Source organism: Endozoicomonas sp. ONNA1, assembly GCF_024606325.1.
Taxonomy (GTDB): domain Bacteria; phylum Pseudomonadota; class Gammaproteobacteria; order Pseudomonadales; family Endozoicomonadaceae; genus Endozoicomonas_A.
In genome coordinates, this window is the sequence record NZ_JAHHPN010000910.1 from 1 (window position 1) to 23504 (window position 23504).

General features: G+C 47.2%; 23 protein-coding genes and 1 riboswitch. Of the genes, 14 read left to right on the forward strand and 9 right to left on the reverse strand.

What is annotated here, in order from left to right; translation table 11 throughout:
- A partial coding sequence (locus KDK19_RS21375) for a GIY-YIG nuclease family protein (RefSeq protein ID WP_257276131.1) occupies positions 1 to 110 on the reverse strand: 110 nt, incomplete at its 3' end.
- Positions 111 to 547: 437 nt separating this feature from the next.
- Between KDK19_RS21375 and pgtP the strand changes: the two genes are divergently transcribed.
- Positions 548 to 1903: a phosphoglycerate transporter protein PgtP gene (gene pgtP, locus KDK19_RS21380; protein WP_257276130.1), complete on the forward strand. Its 1356-nt coding sequence runs from the start codon at positions 548 to 550 to the stop codon at positions 1901 to 1903.
- Positions 1904 to 2076: 173 nt separating this feature from the next.
- Here pgtP and KDK19_RS21385 read toward each other — a convergent pair whose 3' ends face one another.
- Positions 2077 to 2508, reverse strand: a complete 432-nt coding sequence (locus KDK19_RS21385) for a DUF2147 domain-containing protein (protein ID WP_257276129.1) — start codon at positions 2506 to 2508, stop codon at positions 2077 to 2079.
- A gap of 97 nt (positions 2509 to 2605) precedes the next feature.
- Positions 2606 to 3817, reverse strand: a complete 1212-nt coding sequence (locus KDK19_RS21390) for an aromatic amino acid transport family protein (RefSeq protein ID WP_257276128.1) — start codon at positions 3815 to 3817, stop codon at positions 2606 to 2608.
- Positions 3818 to 3955: 138 nt separating this feature from the next.
- Between KDK19_RS21390 and KDK19_RS21395 the strand changes: the two genes are divergently transcribed.
- A complete protein-coding gene (locus KDK19_RS21395; RefSeq protein WP_257276127.1) occupies positions 3956 to 4297 on the forward strand; it encodes a 5-carboxymethyl-2-hydroxymuconate Delta-isomerase in 342 nt (113 codons plus the stop codon).
- Here the strand turns inward: KDK19_RS21395 and hisA are convergent.
- Complete coding sequence (gene hisA, locus KDK19_RS21400; protein ID WP_257276126.1) at positions 4294 to 5061, reverse strand: phosphoribosylformimino-5-aminoimidazole carboxamide ribotide isomerase; 768 nt, start codon at positions 5059 to 5061, stop codon at positions 4294 to 4296. The genes KDK19_RS21395 and hisA overlap by 4 nt on opposite strands.
- Positions 5062 to 5204: 143 nt before the next feature.
- Here hisA and KDK19_RS24630 point away from each other — a divergent pair, with 143 nt between their 5' ends.
- Complete coding sequence (locus KDK19_RS24630) at positions 5205 to 5408, forward strand: S1/P1 nuclease (protein ID WP_368736483.1); 204 nt, start codon at positions 5205 to 5207, stop codon at positions 5406 to 5408.
- Here KDK19_RS24630 and KDK19_RS21405 read toward each other — a convergent pair.
- Positions 5402 to 6151, reverse strand: a complete 750-nt coding sequence (locus tag KDK19_RS21405; protein WP_257276125.1) for an META domain-containing protein — start codon at positions 6149 to 6151, stop codon at positions 5402 to 5404. The genes KDK19_RS24630 and KDK19_RS21405 overlap by 7 nt on opposite strands.
- Positions 6152 to 6329: 178 nt before the next feature.
- On the opposite strand from KDK19_RS21405, the gene KDK19_RS21410 reads away from it, so the two are divergent.
- Positions 6330 to 6461, forward strand: coding sequence for a hypothetical protein (locus KDK19_RS21410; protein ID WP_257276124.1), 132 nt, complete (start codon positions 6330 to 6332; stop codon positions 6459 to 6461).
- Positions 6462 to 6534: 73 nt separating this feature from the next.
- On the opposite strand, the gene KDK19_RS21415 is transcribed toward KDK19_RS21410, so the two are convergent.
- The 3 genes from KDK19_RS21415 to KDK19_RS21425 all read right to left on the reverse strand — a co-directional run bounded on the left by KDK19_RS21415 (position 6535) and on the right by KDK19_RS21425 (position 10093).
- On the reverse strand, positions 6535 to 6915 hold the full coding sequence (locus KDK19_RS21415) for an SET domain-containing protein (protein WP_257276123.1): 381 nt from the start codon (positions 6913 to 6915) through the stop codon (positions 6535 to 6537).
- Positions 6916 to 7058: 143 nt separating this feature from the next.
- Complete coding sequence (locus KDK19_RS21420) at positions 7059 to 8861, reverse strand: DEAD/DEAH box helicase (protein WP_257280691.1); 1803 nt, start codon at positions 8859 to 8861, stop codon at positions 7059 to 7061.
- A 656-nt stretch (positions 8862 to 9517) separates the two neighbouring features.
- Entirely contained in the window at positions 9518 to 10093 is a 576-nt protein-coding gene (locus KDK19_RS21425; RefSeq protein ID WP_257276121.1) for a lysophospholipid acyltransferase family protein, read from the reverse strand.
- Positions 10094 to 10423: 330 nt separating this feature from the next.
- Here KDK19_RS21425 and KDK19_RS24635 point away from each other — a divergent pair, with 330 nt between their 5' ends.
- From KDK19_RS24635 to KDK19_RS24650, 4 genes are all read left to right on the forward strand, one after another.
- The gene (locus KDK19_RS24635; RefSeq protein ID WP_368736487.1) at positions 10424 to 11026 is read left to right on the forward strand and encodes a hypothetical protein; all 603 of its coding nucleotides are present in this window, start codon (positions 10424 to 10426) and stop codon (positions 11024 to 11026) included.
- Between the two features lie 237 nt (positions 11027 to 11263).
- Positions 11264 to 11863 (forward strand): hypothetical protein, encoded by a 600-nt coding sequence (locus KDK19_RS24640; protein WP_368736484.1) that lies wholly within the window; start codon positions 11264 to 11266, stop codon positions 11861 to 11863.
- Between the two features lie 250 nt (positions 11864 to 12113).
- On the forward strand, positions 12114 to 12713 hold the full coding sequence (locus tag KDK19_RS24645; RefSeq protein ID WP_368736485.1) for an RING finger domain-containing protein: 600 nt from the start codon (positions 12114 to 12116) through the stop codon (positions 12711 to 12713).
- A gap of 202 nt (positions 12714 to 12915) precedes the next feature.
- Positions 12916 to 13494 (forward strand): RING finger domain-containing protein, encoded by a 579-nt coding sequence (locus KDK19_RS24650; protein WP_368736486.1) that lies wholly within the window; start codon positions 12916 to 12918, stop codon positions 13492 to 13494.
- A gap of 73 nt (positions 13495 to 13567) precedes the next feature.
- Here the strand turns inward: KDK19_RS24650 and moaA are convergent, their stop codons facing one another.
- Complete coding sequence (gene moaA, locus KDK19_RS21430; RefSeq protein WP_257276120.1) at positions 13568 to 14548, reverse strand: GTP 3',8-cyclase MoaA; 981 nt, start codon at positions 14546 to 14548, stop codon at positions 13568 to 13570.
- A riboswitch (molybdenum cofactor riboswitch) is annotated at positions 14537 to 14702 on the reverse strand. Its footprint overlaps the gene before it by 12 nt.
- Positions 14703 to 15109: 407 nt before the next feature.
- Between moaA and moeA the strand changes: the two genes are divergently transcribed.
- The 6 genes from moeA to aqpZ all read left to right on the forward strand — a co-directional run bounded on the left by moeA (position 15110) and on the right by aqpZ (position 23473).
- Positions 15110 to 16348 carry a molybdopterin molybdotransferase MoeA gene (moeA, locus tag KDK19_RS21435; RefSeq protein WP_257276119.1) on the forward strand — a complete coding sequence of 413 codons (1239 nt, stop codon included), beginning with the start codon at positions 15110 to 15112 and terminating at the stop codon, positions 16346 to 16348.
- Between the two features lie 267 nt (positions 16349 to 16615).
- On the forward strand, positions 16616 to 17785 hold the full coding sequence (locus KDK19_RS21440; protein WP_257276118.1) for a Na/Pi symporter: 1170 nt from the start codon (positions 16616 to 16618) through the stop codon (positions 17783 to 17785).
- A 105-nt stretch (positions 17786 to 17890) separates the two neighbouring features.
- The gene (locus tag KDK19_RS21445; RefSeq protein ID WP_257276117.1) at positions 17891 to 18637 is read left to right on the forward strand and encodes a TonB family protein; all 747 of its coding nucleotides are present in this window, start codon (positions 17891 to 17893) and stop codon (positions 18635 to 18637) included.
- A gap of 287 nt (positions 18638 to 18924) precedes the next feature.
- The gene (locus KDK19_RS21450) at positions 18925 to 20529 is read left to right on the forward strand and encodes an esterase-like activity of phytase family protein (RefSeq protein WP_257276116.1); all 1605 of its coding nucleotides are present in this window, start codon (positions 18925 to 18927) and stop codon (positions 20527 to 20529) included.
- A gap of 200 nt (positions 20530 to 20729) precedes the next feature.
- Positions 20730 to 22436 carry a type IV-A pilus assembly ATPase PilB gene (pilB, locus tag KDK19_RS21455; protein ID WP_257276115.1) on the forward strand — a complete coding sequence of 569 codons (1707 nt, stop codon included), beginning with the start codon at positions 20730 to 20732 and terminating at the stop codon, positions 22434 to 22436.
- Between the two features lie 326 nt (positions 22437 to 22762).
- A complete protein-coding gene (aqpZ, locus tag KDK19_RS21460) occupies positions 22763 to 23473 on the forward strand; it encodes an aquaporin Z (RefSeq protein WP_257276114.1) in 711 nt (236 codons plus the stop codon).
- Positions 23474 to 23504 lie beyond the last annotated feature (31 nt).

Genomic DNA, 23504 nt, shown 5'->3' on the forward strand with positions numbered 1-23504 from the left:
CCGCCTTTCTTTTCGCCCGAGTGCTCTTTCCAGCGCCGTTCGATATTGGTGGTAATACCCGTGTACAGACTGTTGTTACTTGCCAGAATGATATAAACGAACCAGTTCATGGAACCTGCATATAAAAGATAATTAACAGCATTTTACTGTACCGGACAGGCAAGTACATGGCTTCAATAACAGAAAATTAAACGATAGTTCTATTTAACAAATTTCATTCGGATATTAAGTTTTTTAGACTTTCGACTTGCTAAATCACAAATCTGGACTGAAATTAACACTTGATAAAAACCCATAGGCACATCTTCACACAGGTTCTGTGGGACTTATAAAGCAGCTTCTCTTTTGATATCGGTGAGTCTAACCATCATTTTGCAGTTGCCTGTAAGAATGATTCTCGCAGTATGGAGAGAAAAGCCGTTTCGGATCATTCAGCCATGGACCCAATTGTCGGCCAAAGGAATACAAGACGTAACTCTTGGCTGCCCAGACATAAAAACATATTCGGGAAAAATGGCACTAGCAAATAAATTCGGGAGTACTTCATATGCTGGGCTTTCTCAGTCCTCCTGCTCATCAAGAGCAGATTGCGTCCAAAGAAGTCGATGAAACTTATAAAAAGCTCCGTTTTCAGGTTTTGTTCGGCATCATTGTTGGCTATGCCGCTTATTACCTGATTCGCAAAAATTTCTCTCTGGCCATGCCCAATCTGATTGAACAGGGTTTTAGCAAATCCGAACTCGGCGTGGCCCTCTCAGCCGTCTCTTTTGCCTATGGCTTTAGCAAGTTTCTCATGGGCAACCTGTCTGATCGCAGTGACGCCCGGAAATTCATGAGTATTGGCCTGATTCTTTCGGCTCTGACCATGATCTTTATGGGAACCGTTCCTTTTGCCACAGCTTCAGTCCCTGCCATGTTTGCCCTGCTGTTTCTTAATGGCTGGTTTCAGGGCATGGGCTATCCGGCGGGCAGCAGGGTCATGACACATTGGTTCTCCGTTAGAGAAAGAGGGGTTAAATGGGCCTACTGGAATACCTCTCATAACCTCGGAGCCGGTCTGGTGGGACCTATGGCCATATTTGCGGTCTTTCTGTTTGGCGACTGGCAATCACAGCTCTGGTTCCATGGCGTCGTAGCCCTTGTTCTGGCCGGTATCACCTGGACATTATTAAGAGATACCCCCCAGTCCTGCGGTCTGCCCAGCATCGAAGCCTGGACTGGCGATAAGCTTAAATCCTATGACGAGCATCACCATGAGCAAGAGATGTCGGCCAAAGACATCTTTTTCAAATATGTATTCAACAATAAACTGCTCTGGTATCTCTCACTGGCCAATGTCTTCGTTTACCTGGTTCGCTACGGAGTACTGGACTGGGCGCCAACTTACCTGAAAGAAGTTAAAGGTTTTTCAATGGCTCAAAGTGGCTGGGCCTATTTCTTTTACGAGTTTGCAGGCATTCCGGGTATCCTGCTCTGTGGCTGGGCCAGTGACCGCTTTTTCAGAGGCTGTCGTGCTCCAGTCAGTATGTGGATGATGGCGCTGGTCTGTGTAGCCATTGTTATCTACTGGCAGAACCCTGCCGGGCACCCGATGATTGATAACCTCTGCCTGATATTTGTGGGCTTTCTGATTTATGGTCCTGTGGTGCTGGTAGGTTTGCAGGCCGCTGACTCAGCCCCGAAGAAAGCGACCGGAACCGCCACTGGCCTGACCGGCCTGTTTGGTTACCTCGGTGGTGCGCTGTTTGCCAACCTGGCCATGGGAGTCATTGTTGACGCGATGGGCTGGAGTGGCGGTTTTATGCTGATACTGGCAGCCTGTGGCATGGCAATTCTGTTTTTGGCACTGACTTTGAAAAAGGAGAAAGACGACAAAGCTGAGCTCTTCAGTCAGTACAAATGACTGCCATATGGCTTCATTGGAGCCATTCACTGACCCCGGCAGTCATCTCTGCCGGCTATTATTGGCCCATGGACTTAGGGCCATTTTCAAATCTATCTAGCAGCCTGTCGGACTTAAGGCTGTCCTACTGCGTCTTGCAATCCTCGCTACGGACGCTTAAGTCCGACAGGCTGCTAGTCGGCTTTAACCCAAACCTGGGTTCTGCCTAACAATGAAAAGCCCACATACCCCCTAAGCTTGAGCTTTTTACCTCCGTCAATCAATTTCATGCTGCCGCTGTATACTTTGCCCGACTTCGGATCTAGCACTTTTCCGTTGTCGTATTGAGAACCGTCTTTTTTCATCCCCCAGAGAAAAGTCAGCCCCTCTATCTTCTGATCCTTATTATCACCTTTGCATTTTTCACAGACCGCATTTCTGGATGCAGGATCAAGGATCTCCACAATCTTGCCTTTCAGCTGATCACCTTCTTCCCAGATAGTCACCAGAGATTCCTTTTTATGGGTTTCTTCATCAACGGTGTACCATTGACCAACGTATCCATTGGCAAGAGACAAAGCCGGGAGAAGCAGCGCAGAGGCTACCAGAAGTGCTTTTCGTAACATGAGGAGTTCCTGTTTTCCTGAGTGGATGAACTGATATTAATCGGATCATTCTCAAACAACCAGACAAACTCTTCTGACAGTGATTTTTTATGAATGATCAAGAATCCAGAGCTGGCAGCCAGCCGGAAACAATGCCTGCCTGAGCAAGAATGACGGCCAGCCCGATCAAACACATAATCACCAGCAACAGTTTGCCCCCGGCCACCTGATAAGGCTCTTCAAGGTCCTGCTTTCGTGCTTCCCAGACCAGCATGACAGGAATAAAGACCGCCAGAATCACCAAAGCCACAGCAGCATAGCCCAGAGTCATCACGAAGCCTCCCGGAAACAAAACCGCCACCAGCAATGGCAGGCCCAGTGTCAGGCAGACAGTCTGAATACGACCCATGATGTTATCAGGTCTCTGGCTGACCTCAGCCAGATAATCAAACAGGCCAATGGCCACTCCTAAAAATGAAGTACCCAGCGCACAGACTGTGAAACCACTGATGAGATAACTAAAGCCGGAATAATGACTGGCATCCCCAATTTTACGGATAAGCTGGCCCACTGCATCCGGACTACTGTGCAGGCTGTTGATCTCCACAGATGACAAAGTACCGTTGGTCGCAACCTGCCAGAGTGAATAGACCACAAGGGGCAAGACACTGCCCAGCACCAATGCCAGGCGAAAATCTCCGGGCCTGCCTTTGACATATCGCACGACGGTAGGTACTGCACAATGATACCCAAAGGAGGTGTAAAGTACTGGCAAAGCGGCGAAGAGCATACCGGGTTCACCGACTCCAAGGGTGAGATTTTCGGCTTCTGCTTCTGGCAGTAGAAGCACCATGATGAACATCAATAACATCATCATCAGGAAGAACATTGTGCGATTGGCATAATCCACAACCACAGTCCCGATCACCACCATAACGGCAATAACAACTGCCACCAGCGTAGCTGACTGAGAAAAACTGAGAGCCAGTCCCATCCTGTGGCTGAAGGAAACAACTTGCCCTGCGCCGGCTGTGATATAGGCTGAACAGAGTGAATAATATAGAAACAGCATGGCCAGAATAGCCACAGCCTGACCAGATTTTCCCAGCAACCGCCCCACCACACCATGAAGGTTATCGGCTTCTGGCACGGCGCGGCAGGCCTCCGCTATGAGCAAACCTCCATAGCAGGCCAGAGCAGCCATTAACATCATCAGCAGGATGCCTGACCAAATACCCGTAGCAGCAGAAACCAGCGGCAAAGCCAGCATACCTGCCCCAATAGATGTGCCTGCTACCAGCAGGGTGCTTCCCAGTGTTTGACTGTTCATGTATTAGTTCATCGTTTCCTTTCCAAACAACCAGAATAGACAAGAATCAACAGGAATTTATAGAGCCACCTTTCTTGCTGTTTCTCTTCCCGAGCTTTTGATAGGCTACTTCACAACACTTCTTAAAGACAATTCGCCATGCCACATTGCGTCATCGAATACTCTTCAGACATTGAACAGAATCACTCAATCAGAGATCTGATTTCAACTGTTCATCAAAGCGCTCTGGAATCAAGGCTATTTAAAGCAGAAGACATCAAGTCCAGAGCCATCCCCTGTGAGTACTTTCAAACCGCTCAGCCTGAGCAATCCTTTGTTCACATCACCGTCAGGATTATGAAAGGTCGTACCACCACCGAGAAGAAAGACCTGAGCCAAAAAGTGCTCAGTGCTGCTGACCAGATCATCCCGAACGTGAATATTCTGACGGTTGAAATTCTTGATATTGATACTGACAGTTATTCAAAACGGCTTGCTTAAGATGGGTAATCCGTTTTACAGCTCGCGACGACATCCATAAACGCCAGGGAACCACCAAAAATATCCAGAGCACTGCCTATGGTAATGTGCACCTGACCGTTACCGGCTTTTCTCACCGCCTCAATGTCTTCCAGAGAGGCAATCCCCCCCGCATAGGTCACCGGAACGGGTGAATATTGAGCCAGCAGGGAAACCAGTTCCAGATCAGGCCCACCCATCAAGCCTTCAACCGATGCGGCATGAACAAGAAACTCATCACAATAGTGAGCCAGCTTCTCCAGTGTCTGAGCATTGATTCGAGTATCGGTAAACTTCTGCCAGCGATTCGTGACAATGAAATAGTCACCGCCTTTTTTCTTACAGGAAAGATCCAGCACCAGGCGCTCCCTGCCCACCGCGGCCAGCAATTTGTTGAGATTTTCAAAATTGATCTGACCATCCTTAAAAACGTAGGAGGTCACAATGACGTGGGAGGCTCCCATATCAAGGTACTGAACGGCATTTTCTGCTGTAATACCGCCGCCAACCTGAAGGCCTCCGGGCCAGCCTGAAAGAGCTGAAGCGGCGGCGACCTCATTACCGGGCCCCAGTTTTATGACATGGCCACCGGTTAACTGTTCCTGACGGTAAAGTTCCACAAAATAAGCCGCTGAACGGTCACTTTCAAAATTCACCTGAGCCGAATTATCACCATCACGCAGAGAGCTTCCCACAATCTGTTTCACCTTGCCTTCGTGCAGATCAATACAGGGTCGAAACTGCATAACGGGAACTCCTTTGTGTCTTGTTAACAGTAAAATGGAAGGTCTAAATCTATCACATTAACCGTGAGCTGAGAGAATCTTTCCAGCCATACCCTGACCAATAAGTTAGTAGTTGCTTCCGGAACAGAGGAAAAGAAGGCGCCATGTGTCGGTGGAAGTCCCCTGCAAACCGGACCAGGGAGAGCCTTGATATACAGAGAACATCAGTCTTTGATCAGATCAAAACAGGCAAGCCTCTCAGCAAAGAATATTTGCTGAGAGGGCAAAGGATTGCAAAAGAGAGGATAACGACTTCAGGTTATCAACTGGCTGAAGTTCTGAACAGGCATTCAAGCCATAATCATTGACCTGAGTTAAATTCCAGAGGTCTGGAGAAATCAATAATCTTATTCGAAGTACTGTGGGAAATCAGCTTTCCATTTTGCCTGACTTCTACAGCAACAGAATAGGTGTGGTTTGGCTCAATCAGAGAGGGCGAGTATGGAACATCAAATTTCAAGGGTCCATCAACCCCCTGATCCAGCCTGATTTTTTTCTCACCAATCAGATTCGAGTGATGATCCTTGTTGGTGATATCTTTCATCGAAACGATAACATCCGAGCCAGCAGGGAAACTGCCTGTGGATGATTTGATGACCCCTCTGACTTTCGCGCTCTCTGCAAAATAAGTGATCGTCTCATCATTGTGGCGCCCCTTGAGAGTCATCACCAGACCATTGGACGTCATGGTGTCAACCTGCTGAAGCCCTTTGAAATAAGCCATTTCCTGTTTCATGTAAGGTTCCGGACAGGCCATCATGGTGGAGCCCACTCTACCAAACTGCAGCTCATCCTGCTGCATCGTATAGCTACCAAAGTAACCATTACAAGGGCCGCGACCACTGATCTGACCATCCTTGCTGGAAGCAGACTGAAACTCAAGGGTAACTCTTTTACCATTTACCGGTGGCGCGCCATTCAGGGAATGCAGCACCCAGGTTTTACCCTCAACGTCAGTGGGTGTTACCACCACACTCTTGTCCGGTGTAGTACAGGCAGCAAGAAAACCTCCTGCTGCCAGCACCAGAACATAACGGCCCATGGTTCTCATGATTTTACCTTATACCTCACGTGAGACGGTTCTTGATTTCTGCTCTGGCAGAAAGGCCTGAGCATAAACCCTGAAGCTGCTCATTGAAAACCGCCAGAAACCTTCATTACCAAGGCCTGACACAAAATACGGAGCTATATACGGAATACAGTTCTATAAAAAGTAGTACAGAATCCTGATGAAACCCAAGATTGCAGTGACACCACTAACCCGGATAGAAGCGACACCTATACACGACAAAGAAGTAGCAAACAGTAGAACATCGACCGATACTCATATGACTGAACACCTCCAGATAAACATCTCTTAGTGTAGCAGCCAAATGATTCACAACATAAATCAATCATACTAACTAATGATTCCTGAATTCAGGTATCCACTGTTCAGGGTTCCCACTGAATACCTTCCCAAAGCGGCGATCGATCGTTTGGTGAACCGTTGTAGTTAATCGTTATCTCTTCATTGGGCCGAATTTTTTTAATGGCAATAAATTCAATCACCCGGTCGTCCATATCAAACCGATAGAGTGCATTAGGTGTGTAAGAGTGGTTATAAATTGAACCCAGCCCCAAAGCAATGGCGGCTGAATCCATTGCCTCGCCCCAGGTAAAGTAATAGTTGTATATTGACGTTTGATCGATATGTTCAAGATCTTCAGGAGGCAATTCAAGAACAGGGCAACGCTCGATGACCGTATCTCGCTCAATCTTTTTACGGGTAAAGACTCCTCGCCCTTTCGAGCCAGAAAATGCCACGTATAGCATAAACGAGACCTCTTTAATTTTTATTTCCTGACAGTCTACCCGCCCTTTAACGGTCTGTTAATCGACTTTTGCAGTGCTCCACTCAAAAAAAAAGCAGAAGTACCGGGCTTCTGCTTTTTCATCATCAGGGAAAGATGACCGGCTTATGCTTCACGACGAGGCCTGCGTGAACTCTGACGTCTGTCTCCACCACGATTATCACGATCTCTTCTGAAACCTTCACCTTCACGACCACGACCACGACGAGGAGGACGACTGTTATCACGACGACCATCATCAACCCAAACTTTCAGACCGAGAGCCTTGTTGCGTACCTTGACATTTTTCAGAGCATCCAGCGTAGTCGCATCCACACCTTCCGGCAGGTAGATGGAAGAGCAGGTGTCGAAAAGGCGGATGTGACCGATGTTTTTGCCAGAAATATTACTTTCGTTGGCAATCGCACCGACCAGGTCTCCGGGCGAAATACCCTGATCGCGACCTACATCAACACGGTAACGAACCATGCCTTCATTATCTTCTTTCCGATCACGACGAAGACGCTCACCACGATCACGGTCTCCCCTGTCGCCACGATCCCGGCGCTCACGCTGTGTACGTTCTGGTTCTTTACCATCCGGGAACGGACGATCTTTCTGAGCCATAAAACAAAGAACAGCGGCCATGTCTTGGTAACTCAGTGCATGTTCGGTTTCCAGCTCAGCAATGATTTCACGAAATGCATCCAGCTCTTCACCCATTTCCAGGGATTTCACAACCTCTTCCTTGAAGGCACGGATGCGCATATCACGGACGTCACGCATGGATGGCAGACGCATAGTTTCGATGCGCTGACGGGTAGCATGCTCAATAGCACGCAACATACGACGCTCACGATGCGTAGCAAACAGAATAGCAACACCCTGACGACCAGCACGGCCAGTTCGACCAATACGATGAACATAAGCTTCCGTGTCATAAGGAATGTCGTAATTTACGACGTGAGACATACGCTCAACGTCAAGACCACGGGCTGCAACATCGGTGGCGATGAGAATATCGAGAGAGCCTTTCTTCAGTCGATCCACCACTTTTTCACGCAGCCCCTGACTCATGTCACCGTTTAATGCAGCAGCAGCAAAACCTCTTGCCTCCAGCTTTTCAGCCAGCTCTACGGTCGCGGTTTTGGTGCGCACGAAGATAATCATGGCATCAAAAGGTTCGACTTCAAGGATACGGGTCAGTGCGTCCAGCTTGTGAAAGCCGCTGACCATGCAGACTTTCTGAGTGATGGTATCAACAGTGGCGGTTTTCGCCTTGATCTCAACAGTGGCAGGATTTTTCAGATGCGTATCAGCAATCTTGCGAATCTGTCTGGGCATAGTGGCAGAGAACAGGGCTACCTGACGCTCTTCAGGTGTCTGTTCCATGATCCATTCAATGTCATCGACGAAGCCCATGCGCAGCATTTCATCGGCCTCATCCAGAACGACCGCTTTAAGTGCATCCAATTTGAGGCTTTCTCTGCGGATATGGTCCATGACACGACCCGGCGTACCCACAATAACATGAGCACCACGCTTGAGACCTCTCAGCTGACCACGCATATCCTGACCACCATAAACTGGCAGTACATGGAAGCCAGGCATGTGACGGGCATAACGCTGGAAAGCTTCAGCCACCTGGATGGCCAGTTCGCGCGTTGGTGTCAGGACCAGAACCTGAGGATCATTGGCCTTCATATCCAGTCTGGAAAGCATTGGCAGGGCAAAAGCGGCGGTTTTGCCTGTACCGGTCTGGGCCAGACCCAGCAGGTCTCTACCATCCAGAATCCGGGGAATACTCTGAGCCTGAATAGGAGAAGGTGTTTCATAACCAACATCCTGTACCGCCCTGATCACCGCCGGAGAAAGGGGCAGTTCAGCAAAGGTAATCATTGACTCAGTAGGGGTTGTGTCGTCAGACATCAAGTGCTCCGAAAAATTAGGCATTGATATGATCAGTGCTGTCCCTGTAGATACTCTGACAGGCAGCCGACGGGGTAATGCCGGTCTTAAGCCGTGAGAATCACCCATGGGCCAGTCGCAGGTAGAAAGACGGTCATCATGTTCTATGGAACAGGACAGGTTTCAGAGAGTCAGACAAGTTATTGATTAGCTTGAATAATCCAATGAAAACGCTGATCGCTCTTTCCGGATCTTGCGACCTGAGCCTGTGAACAGACTCCCATGTACACTGATCCACTGCACGATCCTTTTCGTAACGTGCGGTGATTATTAACCATGTTCCGGCCGCTCATTAACAGCCAGCGGCCTTTTCACTCATGGCAGTTGGGTGTCCATGACTTCGTTGATGATCTCGAAAGAACTGACAGGGTCGGTATCCGATGAGCATTCAATATGCAAACCGACCACAGAGGTAAACGGAGTACCAGGACTACTGGGAAGCCTTATTGAACAGCCTTCCCACAAAAGGGCGGTCATTCTATCGCTAATCGCTCAACATAGATAGCTGTATTTCAAGCAACCGGCCTGTTTTTAGCCGATAGAGAGAAGGGGTTTATAGCTACTGATGACTATTTGCAGCCATTTACCTATCCCACACCAAATACCAGCAGGTCTCTTCAGAATCTATGAGGCCTTTTGCCCGTCATCCCCCGATAGAAGTCCTGAATCTTCTTCAGGTCATCCTCGTATTTTTCCGTAGGGAAGAACATGGGACCAAAACCTCCCACTTTGGTTTTAAAATCCAGAAACCCCAGGGCAATGGGCACACCTGCACCAGCCGCAACATGATAAAAACCACTTTTCCACTGGCCTACCTTGCTGCGCGTTCCCTCAGGAGGGATAGTCACGATAAGATCCTCAGAAGCATTAAACCGGTCGACGACTTGCTGCACCAGTCCGGTATTTCGGCTTCGCTCCACAGGAATGCCACCCATCCAACGCATTATGGGGCCCATGGGCCCCTTAAAAAGGCCGCTCTTGCCCATCCAGGAAATCTTGATACCGAATCTGAAGGCAATGGCTATCACCAGAATAAAGTCCCAGTTGCTGGTATGGGGGGCAGCAATAAGGACATATTTTCGAGCATTTGGCTTTTTACCTGACAATTTCCAGCCTGTCAGTTTCAGACCCAGAGTAGAGATAAAGCGAAAGAGAGTATTAACAATGGGAGTATCAAAGATCGTATGAGTCATCAAGAAGGTTACCACAGGCAGTCAAGATCGAGACTGGCCCAGTATCCATAACAAATTAATGTTTATGATAAATTACATTCGCCCGGCCAGTCTTCGAGCGGGATTATACCCGTCCTAACCGGAATGTACACTTCAGCACACATTTTTACGTTTACCAAATTTCTCTTAAAATGGCCCAGAGGGGCCATGACGTGCAGGCACTGATAGAAGCGATCAGTCCGGGGGACTGATCATTCGGTGGGTGTTTGCAGATACAGAGTGTTTTTTTGTAGTGTAACCTTTCGTAATCTATCATCATCGAATGCTACCTGAAATTGATGCGCGATGAATATGTTTAGTTTATGCAAACTAGTGATTGTTATCTCACTAATATCATATGGTGCTTCCTACGGGTCTCAAGATAATACTTTTAATGATGAACGTGTAAATTCCAACCACACTATTTCAAATGAGGATTACGAACAGAACTTTTCGAGTGATCTAATAAATTTATTAACCTCAGTCTTGTTATATTATGATGAATTCAGACTGCCTTTACGTATAGCTGAAATATCAACTATTTTTTTGCTAAATTTCTATCTACTTAAAACGGGTAATATTTTCCCCCGTGAATGTATTTTTATTCTTGCCATTGCCTTGTTGTCAAGCTTTGTCTCTAACACTTCATATGACCTAAAAACAATTACCAATAATAGTGATAAAAACTCACCAGTAATCTATTTTAAACTCGTTGCACAAGAAATAGAGCACGTATCATCTTTATTGATTTACGACTACCTGTCAGTAAAGCTCTTTGCCGGGTTGTGTCCTATCTGTATAGAAACAGTGAGATACCCTGGCTGCTATGCGGCCTGTAAAAGGCACTGGTATTGCGAAGTGTGCATTCGTTCATGGCAGACACAATCACTTCTTTGCCCTCTATGTCGGCAGTAACCTCCAATTAAAATAATGAGAGCAACCGTCACCTCCTTCAATAAATGAACATTTCGGACAGTGAACTGCTTTTAGCTGAAGCATCTTTTTCTCCAGCCATTTTCTGTGGATAAAATATAGCCAGGACTTTCGTAACTCAGCAGTTGTTCGCAAGCGCAGTCTGCTGAATTTTTTTGTGATGTGACGCTTCATAACCTATGCTGACCAACTACACATTTAAATTCACATACAATAATTATGTTTGATTTATGCAGATTAGTGATATTTCTCTCGCTACTGTCTTATGGTGCTTCCTACGGGTCTCAAGATAATACTGGTTATGACGAACATGAAAGCTCCAACCGCACTATTTCATATGAAGATTACAAACAGAGCTTTTCGACTAACCTGTTAAATTTATTAACCTTTCTCTCGTCACATTATGATGAATTCAGGCTACCTTTACGTGTGACCGAGATAGCAGTTGTATGTTTGTCACATTTCTATCTACTTAAGCTGGGCAATACCCTTCATGATGAATATAATTTTATTTTTTTATCAGGCATTTTATTAAGCGGTGTTGCTAATATTTCATATAATCTAAGAATTAATCTGCATAATTATGAAAGCCTAACATTATTCATATTTAAATTAATCGCGCAAAGAACAGAGCACGCATCATCATTATTAATAACCGAATATCTGGCAGTAAAACTTTTTTCAGGATTATGTCCTATTTGTCTGGAACCGATGAGATACCCTATCGCCGTTGCAGCCTGTAAAAGGCACTGGTATTGCAAAGCATGCATTCGTATGTGGGAGGTGCAATCACCTCTGTGCGCCGTATGCCGACAGTAACCCTCGATGCACTATAGTGTATATCAGCCTTTCAAGGTAGCCGCTCATTTGCGGTGATCTTAAAAATTTCCAACCTGACCGCCAGCCTTTGCCCTTCAAACAACGCATTATTTACCATCCGGCTTGGATACTGAGAGCTGATCCCGCGAGCCTGGAAGGATAAATTCGGGGCCAATCCACTAAAATTCAATCTCGATAAGCAGGAGGTGTCTCTTCCCTGCTTGGATGTTCAGGAATTCAGGTAATAAATATGTATCATTTATGCAAATTAGCGGTGTTTATCTCACTAATATTTTATGGTGCTTCCTACGGGTCTCAAGATAATACTGGTTATGACAAACATGAAAGCTCCAACCACAGGCTTTCATATGAGGATTACGCACAGAGCTTTTCAAGTGACCTATCAAATTTATTAACTGCTCTCTCGTTATATTATGATGAGTTCAGGCTACCTTTACGTGTAACTGAAATAGCATGTCACAGTTTATTAAATTTTTATCTGCTTAAGCTGGGCAATACTTTTCATTATGAGTATCTTTTTATTGCTGCATATGGCACATTTTTTAGTCTTCTCGCTAATGCCGTATATGACATAAGAAAAAACAAGAATAATCCCGAAGACTTATCATTGTTCATATTTAGATTCTTTGCGCAAAGAATAGAGCACATATCGTCTTTATATGTTTCAGACTATTTGTCTGTAAAACTTTTCTCGGGACCATGTCCTATATGCCTGGAACCCGTGAGATACCCTATCGAAGTTGCAGACTGTAGAAGGCACTGGTATTGCACAGCATGCATTCGTATGTGGGAGGTACAATCACCTTTGTGTCCTGTATGCCGACAGTAAGCCATCGATGAAATAAAGAGTATACCGGTCAGCCTGTTCAATAAATACCCATTTCGGAAACAGAAAGGCTTTTAGCTGAAGCAGCTTTTGCTCCAGCCATTTTCAACGGGTGCTCGCAGGTGCAGTGTGCTGGACTTTTGGTGATGTAAGCTTTCGTAATCTACCATGACCTGGTGTTCCCTAAAATTCATATACAATAGATATGCTTTATTTATGCAAATCAGTGATATTTACCTTACTCATATCTTGCAGTGTTTCTTACGGGTCTCAAGATGATGCATCCAACCACACTATCTCATATGAAGATTACGAAAAGAGTTTTTCCAAAGACCTGATAAATTTATTAACTTCTCTTTCGTTATACTATGATGGACTCAGGCTCCCTTTACGTTTAGTTGAAATAGCAAGTGTTTCTTTTGTAAATTTTCATTTACTTAAACCAGGTAATGTTTTTCGTCAAGATTTTATAACTGTTTTTTCAACGAGCTTGATATTTTGCTTTTATTCTAATTTTACTTATGACTTAGTAGCATTTATCAAGAGTAATGAAAGCTTATCACTGGCCTTTTGTAGTCTCGTTGCACGAGTAACAGAGCACGTATTATCAGCAAGAATTTCCGACTACCTGACAGTAAAGTTCTTTGCAGGATTATGTCCTATTTGTATGGACCCCATAAGATACCCTGTCGCCGCTGGAGCCTGTTTAAGGCACTTCTATTGCGCATCATGTCTTCAAATATGGAAGGCACATTCACCTTTGTGCCCTGTGTGCCGACAATAATCCCCGATGAACCAAAGAGTATACCGGTCAGCCCATTGGAGGCCTAACCCTCTTAATCGAAGGGCGGGATCTCTCAGCCACCAATCTGGGCAAGATTCCGGGTGCCTCCGGTATACCCCTGATCCAGAAAATGACTGTCGACTTTCAATCTCAGTACTGATCGAATCTCCCGGATCAATTCATCCTGCTGACTGTCGTCCTGTAATAAACGTCGAAGGTCGTGGCCTGATTCAGAGAACAGGCACAGTTGCAGATGGCCCTGACTGCTAACCCTCAAACGGTTGCAGTCTTTACAGAAGTCTCTTGAATAGGGGGTGATCAGTCCAATGCGCCCCTGATAATCAGGATGACAATATTCGTAAGCCGGACCCGCATCCTTATTTCGGGCCATTCTGACCCAGCCCTGCTCCAGAAGCTGATCTCTTATTTGCTTTCCGGGGACATGGTATTGATTGAAAAAACAACCATTATCACCCGTCTGCATCAACTCAATGAAACGCATGGTAACAGGCTGGTGCTTAATCCAGTTCAGAAACGCGCCCAGTTGAATGTCGTTGACCCCTTTCATCAAAACTGCATTGACTTTGATAGAGGTAAGACCGTTCGCAAAGGCCTTATCAATACCTACCAGTATTTCCTGAAGACGGTCGTGCCCGGTTATTGCTGCAAACGCTCGGGGGTCGAGGCTGTCGATACTGACATTAATCTGATCAACACCGGCATCCAACCAGGACTCTACCCTCTGATCCATTTTGTAACCATTCGTGGTCATGGCAACATTCTGAATACCCGGAATGGACTTGATCGTACTGACAATGTCATTAAAGTCATTGCGCAGGGTGGGCTCACCACCGGTCAGACGAATTTTCTCAACACCGACCGCCACAAAAGCGGTCACCAGACGTTTAATTTCGGCAATACCCAGCGACTGCATGTGACTGTGCTCTTCACAGCCATCAGGCAGGCAATAGTTGCACTTGAAGTTGCACAGATCAGTCAGAGACAGTCTCAGATAGGGGAACGTTCGTCCCTGTCGGTCATGTAATGGTCGCATTTCACACCTTTCCAAACACGGGAGGCCCAGACATTTCTATATGAACCCTGGCAACCTTGCGTGTAACACACACAGGTTACGGCTTGGCAGCCATGCCTTCAGGACTATTACCTGATCAAGGGTTAGGCTGCGAAGCTCGGCGCTTTATTTAAATTAATTAGGCCCCCATCCTAACGCCAACTCAGTTAAATAGCCATGCCCGAAAGGACAATATTGAATGGCACAAATACCGTGAAACAGGCAAACCTTCCCGGTAAATTCAACCATGACACTGCGTAATCCCTATCAAAACCCGGAAAGAGTGATTGAGTAGCAACGGATACTTCAATAGACTTCTGCGCACTCAATGAATGATCGGGAATGCAAATACTGCCCCCCTACTGCAATCCTTCCCCTGAGCTGTTATCGGACTGACCGCATTCAACGGTTCGGGTAAAACAGCCCTGCTGGAAAAGCTGATCCCTCAGCAGGATCTCAACGACCCGGAGCAGATTGCTGAATTCATTTACGGCTTTTGTTTCAAAAAAGCCGTTGCAAAAACAGTAACGAGGAGATCTCTCAATGACTGACTGCTGTACTACCCCGGGGCTGATGCCCCTGCATGAAGGGCTGGAGAAGCTGATGACGGAAACACCGGTCGTCACAGAAACGGAAACGGTGGCTCTGGCTGACTGCCTGGACAGGGTTCTTTCTGACACGATCATTTCGCCGGTTAACGTTCCGTCCCACGATAATTCAGCCATGGACGGGTATGCACTCCGTTTCGGCGACCTGGCACAACATTCTGTAATGCCGCTGGCCGGAAAATCCCTGGCCGGACACCCTTATCAGGGTACTCTGCCCGCTGCTCACTGTATAAGAATCATGACTGGTGCCTCTCTTCCCGAAGGTGCCGATACCGTCATCATGCAGGAGCAGACCGAGAAAACTGAACAGGGTATTGCTTTTCGCAAGCCCCCTTCCCGCTCAGGTGATCACATTCGCCGTGCCGGTGAAGATATTCTTCATGGCTCTCAGGTTTTTGAAAAGGGTCACATCATCAAAGCTCAGGATGTAGGGCTGCTGGCTTCATTGGGACTCCCCACAGTTTCGGTCGTTCGCAAAATTAAAGTAGCGCTCTTTTCAACGGGTGATGAGCTGAAACTGCCCGGTGAAACACTGGGTCAGGGCAATATATACGACAGCAACAGATTTGCAGTATCTGCGATGCTCAAGCGCCTGGGAGCAGAAGTGATTGACCTTGGCAAACTCCGTGATGACCGCGAGGAGATCTGCAAAGCTTTACTGGAGGCTGATCAGCAGGCTGATGCGGTTATTACCTCCGGAGGGGTATCCGTGGGTGAAGCCGACTTTGTCAAAGATATTCTCAATGAAATAGGCCATACTTCCTTTTGGAGACTGGCCATCAAACCCGGCAAACCGTTTGCCTTTGGTAAACTTCCCAACAGTATCTTCTTTGGGCTACCGGGCAATCCGGTTTCCGCTACGGTGACTTTCCAGCAGCTGGCAGCACCCGCGTTGCATCATATGATGGGAGCAAAACCCGCTCCTGCTGCTGAACTGCCAGCAACCTGTCTCACCCCCCTCAAGAAACATCCCGGTCGCCTGGAATTCCAGAGGGGCATACTCTCAACCAACGAGAAAGGAGAAGCCGAGGTAGTCACAACAGGCAGTCAGGGGTCGGGCATTCTCAGATCCATGAGCATGGCTAATTGTTACATCGTTTTGCCTGCTTCCCAGGGAAGTGTTGAGGCAGGAGAAACAGTTAAAGTACAGATGTTTGACAAGCCTCTCGGGTAATTGCTCCCTGCCCTGAGGGCTGTCCCTAAACTCAGGTTTCCGCGCTTTAAGGCTCTGTAGGTTCTGGCGTGGAACGAGTTGAGCTTTCAGATACATCAGAAAACGATGACTGTCGTTTTTAGACGGTCTTTGTCCTGACTGCCTGTCATTGATCGACAGGTGTCTGCTTTAAATATTTCAAAAAAAAGTCATAACTGTAATATTTTTGAAATAAAACACCTATATTTTCGCCACCACCTTTATCCAAACAGCACCAAGGTGCAGAAAATGTCTGAAGCAACAAGTCAAGCCAGCACCAAAGCTGACTACAAATACACCAGCAGGCACTATGGACGCATCTGGATGAGAGTTATCCTCTGGATCTACGCTCTCCTGGTTGCCGTCAGCGTAGTGGGCTCTGGTTTTAAAATGGCTGTGGGCGGCGCAGAAGCTGCTGCCGAGCTGTTCAGCTTTGCCAACAATGCTATGCTGGCTCTGATTGCCGGTACCCTTGCCACCGCCCTGGTTCAATCTTCCAGTACGGTGACCTCTGTTATCGTTGGCCTCGTAGCTGGGGGCCTGCCCGTTGAAATGGCGATCCCCATGATTATGGGCGCCAATATCGGCACCACCATTACCAATACTCTGGTCAGCCTGGGTCACATGGGTTGCGACAAGTCCTTCAAACGGGCCTTTGCTGCTTCGACGGTTCACGACTTCTTTAACTATCTGGCGGTTCTGATTCTGCTACCTCTGGAATTGATGACCGGTTTCCTGAAAGATATTTCACAACACGTAGCCGCATTACTGGTAGGTGGCTCTGCTATTGACATGGGCGGCCTGAATTTTATCAAGCCTCTGACCAAGCCGGCCGTGAATATAGTGAAAGAGTTTGCAGGCCTTTTGCCGGACAGCACACTGGGTGGCCTGACTATGATCGCCTTCGGTATCTTTCTGATCTTCAGCTCAGTAGTGAGACTGGGCAAGCTCTTGAAAAAAGTTATGGTCGGTCGTGCCAAGGACGTTCTGCACAAGTCTATTGGTCGTGGTCCGGTTTCCGGTATTGCCTCCGGTACTGTTATGACCGTCATGGTTCAGTCATCTTCTACCACCACCAGCCTGATGGTTCCCCTGGTGGGCAGTGGCGTGTTCACCGTTCGTCAGATGTACCCTGTTACACTGGGTGCTAACATCGGTACTACCATCACAGCCCTACTTTCGGCAACGGCCATTGTCGGTGCAGAAGCCGGGCACGCCATGACCATTGCCCTGGTACATTTGTTCTTTAACGTGTTTGCTGTAGCCCTCATTTATGGCATCAAGTGGCTGCGTGAGATTCCTCTTTACGCTGCGGAAAAGTTGTCAGACCTGGCTGTAAAGAATCGCTCTTATGCGTTCCTTTATCTGTTGCTGGCCTTTTTTGTCATACCGGGCCTGGGGATTTTCATAGCCCGGTAAAGCTTGCTTGATATCCTGAAGAAGCCCTGAGCATGTCAGGGCTTCTCTCTAATAACTGCTTATTTAATTCCTGTTTAATCTGCTATGCTCCGTGGGTTGCAAATCATGGAACAGGAATCCACCATCAGGCACCTGGCCATCCCCCTGACCCTGTCAGTGGTCTTTCACACCTTGCTTTTGGGCTTTATCGGAAGTATCCGGATGCCTGCTCCCAAAACACCGGGTATTCAAATACAACTGGTGTCTCATCACCGCTCTGTCACACCTGCCATTGAAGAAAGCCTGACCGGCACAAACGCGATAAACGACTCGGAACTAACAAAGCATGATTCTCAGAAAGAAAACACTGAGCACACTCAAATCACTGAACAAACAGAGCAGGCTGAAAAAGCAGAAAACAAGAAAGTCATAACAACCAGAGCAGAAAAGAAAGAGATTCAGCAAGAACCGACCAAACACGAAGAAAAAAAACACAGTGATGCAAGGCCTGCCGAACCTCCAGCTTCCACAGTCAGTCAGCAGACAACAGGAGAGCCTGTTGAGGAACTCATCAACTCAGAAGCCGGGCACACAAAACCAGATGAGTTTCAGAAATGGGTGGCTAAACTTCAGTACCGGATCAATCGCTACAAAGTTTATCCCTATCAGGCCAAAAGAAGGCGACTGGAAGGAGAAGTAAAAATGAAAATTGAAATCAACTCTGACGGAACATTGGGAAAGACCAGTGTGCTGGACGGTAAAAAGGCGTTTGAAGCCAGCAGTCTGAAAGCCATAGAACGCTCCCTACCCTTACCGCCCCCTGACAAAAAGCCTGTTACCTTGATTCTCTCCATTCATTATCAACTGCTGTGACATCGACCCCAACGTAAAGTTACAGAAGCCGGTTTCCGGAGTGTATACTTTCCAGAGCTTGGTGTTCTCATTCCTACACTTCAAAAACGCTGAAAAATCCACCAACAGAGCAACAGGTTCTGTTAGCCAGACTTCTTAAAACAGACCACATCAAACCTGGCTCTCAGATTTTAAAATACTTCTTTCCTGCCTCCGGCACTTTAGGAGCGACTTCAGTCAAAAATACACCTGCAATGAAAAATTGTGGCTATCTTTATGGGGTTGTTTCACTTCAGGTGTTGTAATCAATGATGAAAAGAAGAAGTGCCCTGCTTGGCTCAGCGCTTTGCTTCATTCTTTCGGCTACCGGCTGGTCAGAAGAACCCACAGGTAAAGAGGCCCCTCATAAAGGCGTCCGTTACTTGGGCAACCACATAATGCCCTCAGACACCCAGAGAAAGGTCACTCATATTACCGGTGCGCATTTCGTTTCCACCAGAAATGATTCAGCAGGGAGACTGTTCCTGCTTTCTGGAGATGCCGGGGCAGGTTTCACTGGTACTAACGGATGGAGCGTCTTCTCTAAACCCCACTATTACGAGGTCAATTTAAGCAGGCTCAAGCCGGATCGCCAGAACCCTCGTGACTCCATATTCTCACCCAATGATGTTACTGAGTATCAAATCACTGAGGGCAAGTATGCCAGAACCCACCCCCTCTGGCTGAAGGATGGCCATATTTCCCCCAGTAGCATCACAGCGACTCAGGACGGCAAACTGCTGATTGCCTCCAGTCAGAGTGAAAGAAGGGGCATTACCGGCGTTATTGATTACAGGGCTATCGATATCCCCGCTTATGCAGGCTACGGTTACCGACACGCCAATCGTGACGAAACCAGCATTGAGACCAGGAACAATGGTTTCCTGAAGGCCTGGTATGATGCCCATGAATTTTTTTCCGTGCCGATCCTTGACCTGATTCCCGCTGCTTTCCTGCATACCTTCAGGGAAATCCCTTTGCAACTCTCAAAAGGTGTTCACTTTTGTGATGTGGGTCTGTCATCAAAATTTCTGCTTACGAATGCGTATCCCAGAGCAGGTCAGGTGGATAGCGCATTAAGACTGCCCAAACATTTTGAAAACAACAACTGGATTCCTTTACATAAAGGTTTCAGTGGTATTCAGCAGGGACTTGGTGTGAAAAGTCTCGACCATATTCCCGATAGCAACGTTTACGTTGCTGCGGCCGCTGGTCCTCTGGTTCAGGATGCCACCAAGTGGGCTATCAAGGGACATGTCCCACCTGTCAGGGTGGTGACCTTCACTACCGAACGACTGTACAGTGGTGACGAGCTGATGCACGGACAATACTCAAACAGTGATGAGCTTCCCGCCAGGGGTGTAGTTTCAACTCTGTCAGAGAAGCTCTACAACTTCTCTCTTCTGGTTGTCACCCCCACTGTCAGAAAACAGCTAAAGAGTGATCCTGTTCGAACCGTCAGCGATATTGCGGTTCTCAATGATAAAAAGGCTCTGTTCCTTGAGAAAACAGAAATGCCTTATCAGGGTGCTCAGCCCAGCTTTATCACCAAGGTTTATCTGGTCGATCTGAGCAGCGGCAAGAATTTCAAAGGCAATGAAACCTTTGTTGACGAAGCATTGAACAAAGTATTTATGAAAACACCCAAAGACTTTATGTCCAAGACACTGCTCTTTGCCAGCAACCACCCTGATTCTCTGAGACAGATGCCTGACAAACCAGACTTCGATATTCATGAGGCCAATTTTGAAGCCATTGCACTGGGTCCTGATACTGCACAGGGGGACAAAACCTTCATGCTGGTGAGCTACAACAACGGCGAAGTCGAAACCCAAACTCGTCTTCTGCACTTTACCCTGCCGGTCATTGAATAGAGGCTGACACCTGACCTCTATAGAGTGTCGACAACGCCATTATCTCTGGTAATGGCTTTGTCGTTACCGGACTTCCTTTCCCGGGAACGACGCGCCCGCTTCAACACTTTACTAAATATCCTGTTTATGCTCTTGTCTTAGTGCTGATATAGTAGAAATCAGAGAACATACTCAAGAACAATAAAACGGATAGACAAGGCATGGTCGATAAACCTCTGACAGGACTGGCTGCTCGACTGGTTGTCGACCAGCTAATTGATGAAAAGACACTCCGCTCAGCACTTTCACAGGCAACTAAAACAAAGCAGCCCCTGTCCAGTTACCTGATCCGGGAAAAACTGCTCAGCGCCAAAGACATATCCGTGGCTACCGCGGAAGAATTTGGCATGCCAGTCATGGACCTTAACGCCTTTGACCCTGAAAACGTCCCAAAAAACCTGATTCAGGAAAAGCTGATCCGCAAGCACAAACTTATCCCTCTGATAAAACGGGGTACCAGGTTGTTTGTCGGGGTTATTGATCCCAGTGACCATACAGCCATTGACGAAATCCGGTTCAGCAGCGGCCTCATGGTGGATTCGGTAATGGTTGAAGAAGATAAACTGGACAAGTTTATTGATCAACTGCTGGATAGTGGTTTTGATGCCCTGTCGAATTTAGATGACGATGAGTTTGGTAACCTTGAAGAGCTGGAAGTCGGTGCCGTCGAAGATACCGATGAGGAAGTAGCAGGAGGAGAAGATGACGATGCTCCTGTCGTAAAATTCGTAAATAAAATGCTGCTAACCGCCATCAAAACAGGTGCGTCGGACCTTCACTTTGAACCTTATGAAAAAACCTATCGGGTGCGCTTTCGAACCGACGGTGTTCTCCATGAAACCGCCAAACCCCCTTCAGGCCTGGCGCCCAGAATTGCATCCCGTCTGAAAATAATGTCCGCTATGGATATTTCAGAACGACGTAAACCTCAGGATGGCCGTATTAAAATGCGTCTGTCCAAAAGCAAATCCATCGACTTCCGGGTTAACACCCTGCCCACCCTTTGGGGTGAAAAAATTGTACTGCGGATTCTTGATCCTTCCAGTGCCCAAATGGGTATTGATGCCCTGGGTTATGAAGAAACCCAGAAAGAAATGTACATGGAAGCCCTACACCAACCCCAGGGTATGATTCTGGTCACTGGCCCCACCGGTTCGGGTAAGACCGTCTCTCTCTACACAGGTCTTAATATACTCAATACCCCGGAAAGAAACATTTCCACGGCCGAGGACCCTGTAGAAATCAATCTGGAGGGCATCAACCAGGTGAACGTTAACCCAAAGCAGGGAATGGATTTCTCCCAGGCTCTGAGAGCCTTCCTTCGTCAGGATCCCGACATCATTATGGTGGGGGAAATTAGAGACCTTGAGACGGCCAACATTGCCATCAAAGCGGCCCAGACCGGTCACATGGTCATGTCCACACTGCACACCAACAGCGCTCCGGAAACTCTGACACGCCTGCAAAATATGGGAGTTCCTTCCTTCAACATTGCTACCTCTGTCAGCCTGATCATTGCCCAGCGTCTGGCTCGACGTTTATGCAGTCACTGTAAGGAACAAAAAGAGATCCCAAAAGAAACGTTGCTGGAAGAAGGCTTTACAGAAGCGCAGATCGAGGGTGCCAAAATTTTTGGGCCCAAGGGATGTGATCAATGCAGCAAGGGTTACAAAGGCCGTGTAGGCATCTATGAAGTCGTAAAAATCACACCGGCTCTACAGCAGATCATTATGGAAGAGGGTAACTCCCTTCAAATTGCCGAAATTGCCCAGAAAGAAGGGTTTAACAACCTTCGCCAATCTGGATTGTTAAAGGTTCTGGAGGGTATAACCAGTCTTGAAGAAGCTAACCGGGTAACCCTTGAGTAATAACGGCACCCAAACAATGAACATCGAACTCACAAAACCAAATGAAAAGCATTCATATTCATAACTTTGCAAAAAACAAAAAAGTTGTAACGAATGAAAAGTTTTCGAACAGACATTCAAAAAAACACGCTAAAAGTTTAAACAAAAAAACAAACTAACGACCATTTCCTAATAATTTGCAGGACAGAATGGCTTTTACTGACTAAATTGAATCAGGCGAGGGAAGGTATCGAAAATCAATACATTGTCTTCGTATTATAAGTCGGCTTAACAGTCGCTGTTGATGCGATTCCAACTGGTGTGCTGTTAGCTTTAATCAGGAAAATATGATGAGCTTAACAAACAAATTGGCGGCTGAGTTTTTCGGTACGCTTTGGTTGGTATTAGGCGGTTGTGGCAGTGCAGTACTGGCTGCTGGCTTTCCTGAACTGGGTATCGGTTTTGCTGGTGTCTCTTTGGCATTTGGCTTAACCGTTCTGACCATGGCGTACGCTATTGGCCACGTTTCCGGGAGCCATTTAAACCCTGCCGTATCCTTTGGTTTATGGTCCGGTGGCAGATTCCCGTTGAATGAACTGGTTCCCTACATTATCGCACAAGTGGCTGGGGGTATCGCCGGTGCGGCAATATTGTATTTCATTGCCTCAGGCGCACCGGATTTTGATGTATCGGATGGTTTTGCTTCAAATGGCTATGGGGCCCACTCCCCTGGCGGCTACTCAATGGTGGCGGTGCTGATCGCTGAGGTAGTGATGACCTTTATGTTTCTTATGGTCATTCTTGGAGCGACCGATAAGCGCGCTCCCGCGGGTTTTGCGCCAGTCGCTATAGGCTTGTGTCTAACCCTGATTCACCTGATAACCATTCCGGTGAGTAACACCTCGGTTAACCCGGCCCGAAGCACCAGCGTGGCAGTATTTGTCGGTGATTGGGCAACTGCCCAGTTATGGTTGTTCTGGGTAGCGCCTGTTGTTGGCGCCTTACTGGCAGGTAAAGTTTACGGCTGGGTGAGTGCTGAGAATGATGTACGTCAGTAATCCAGTGACTGCTCTTTAAACCGCAGCCACT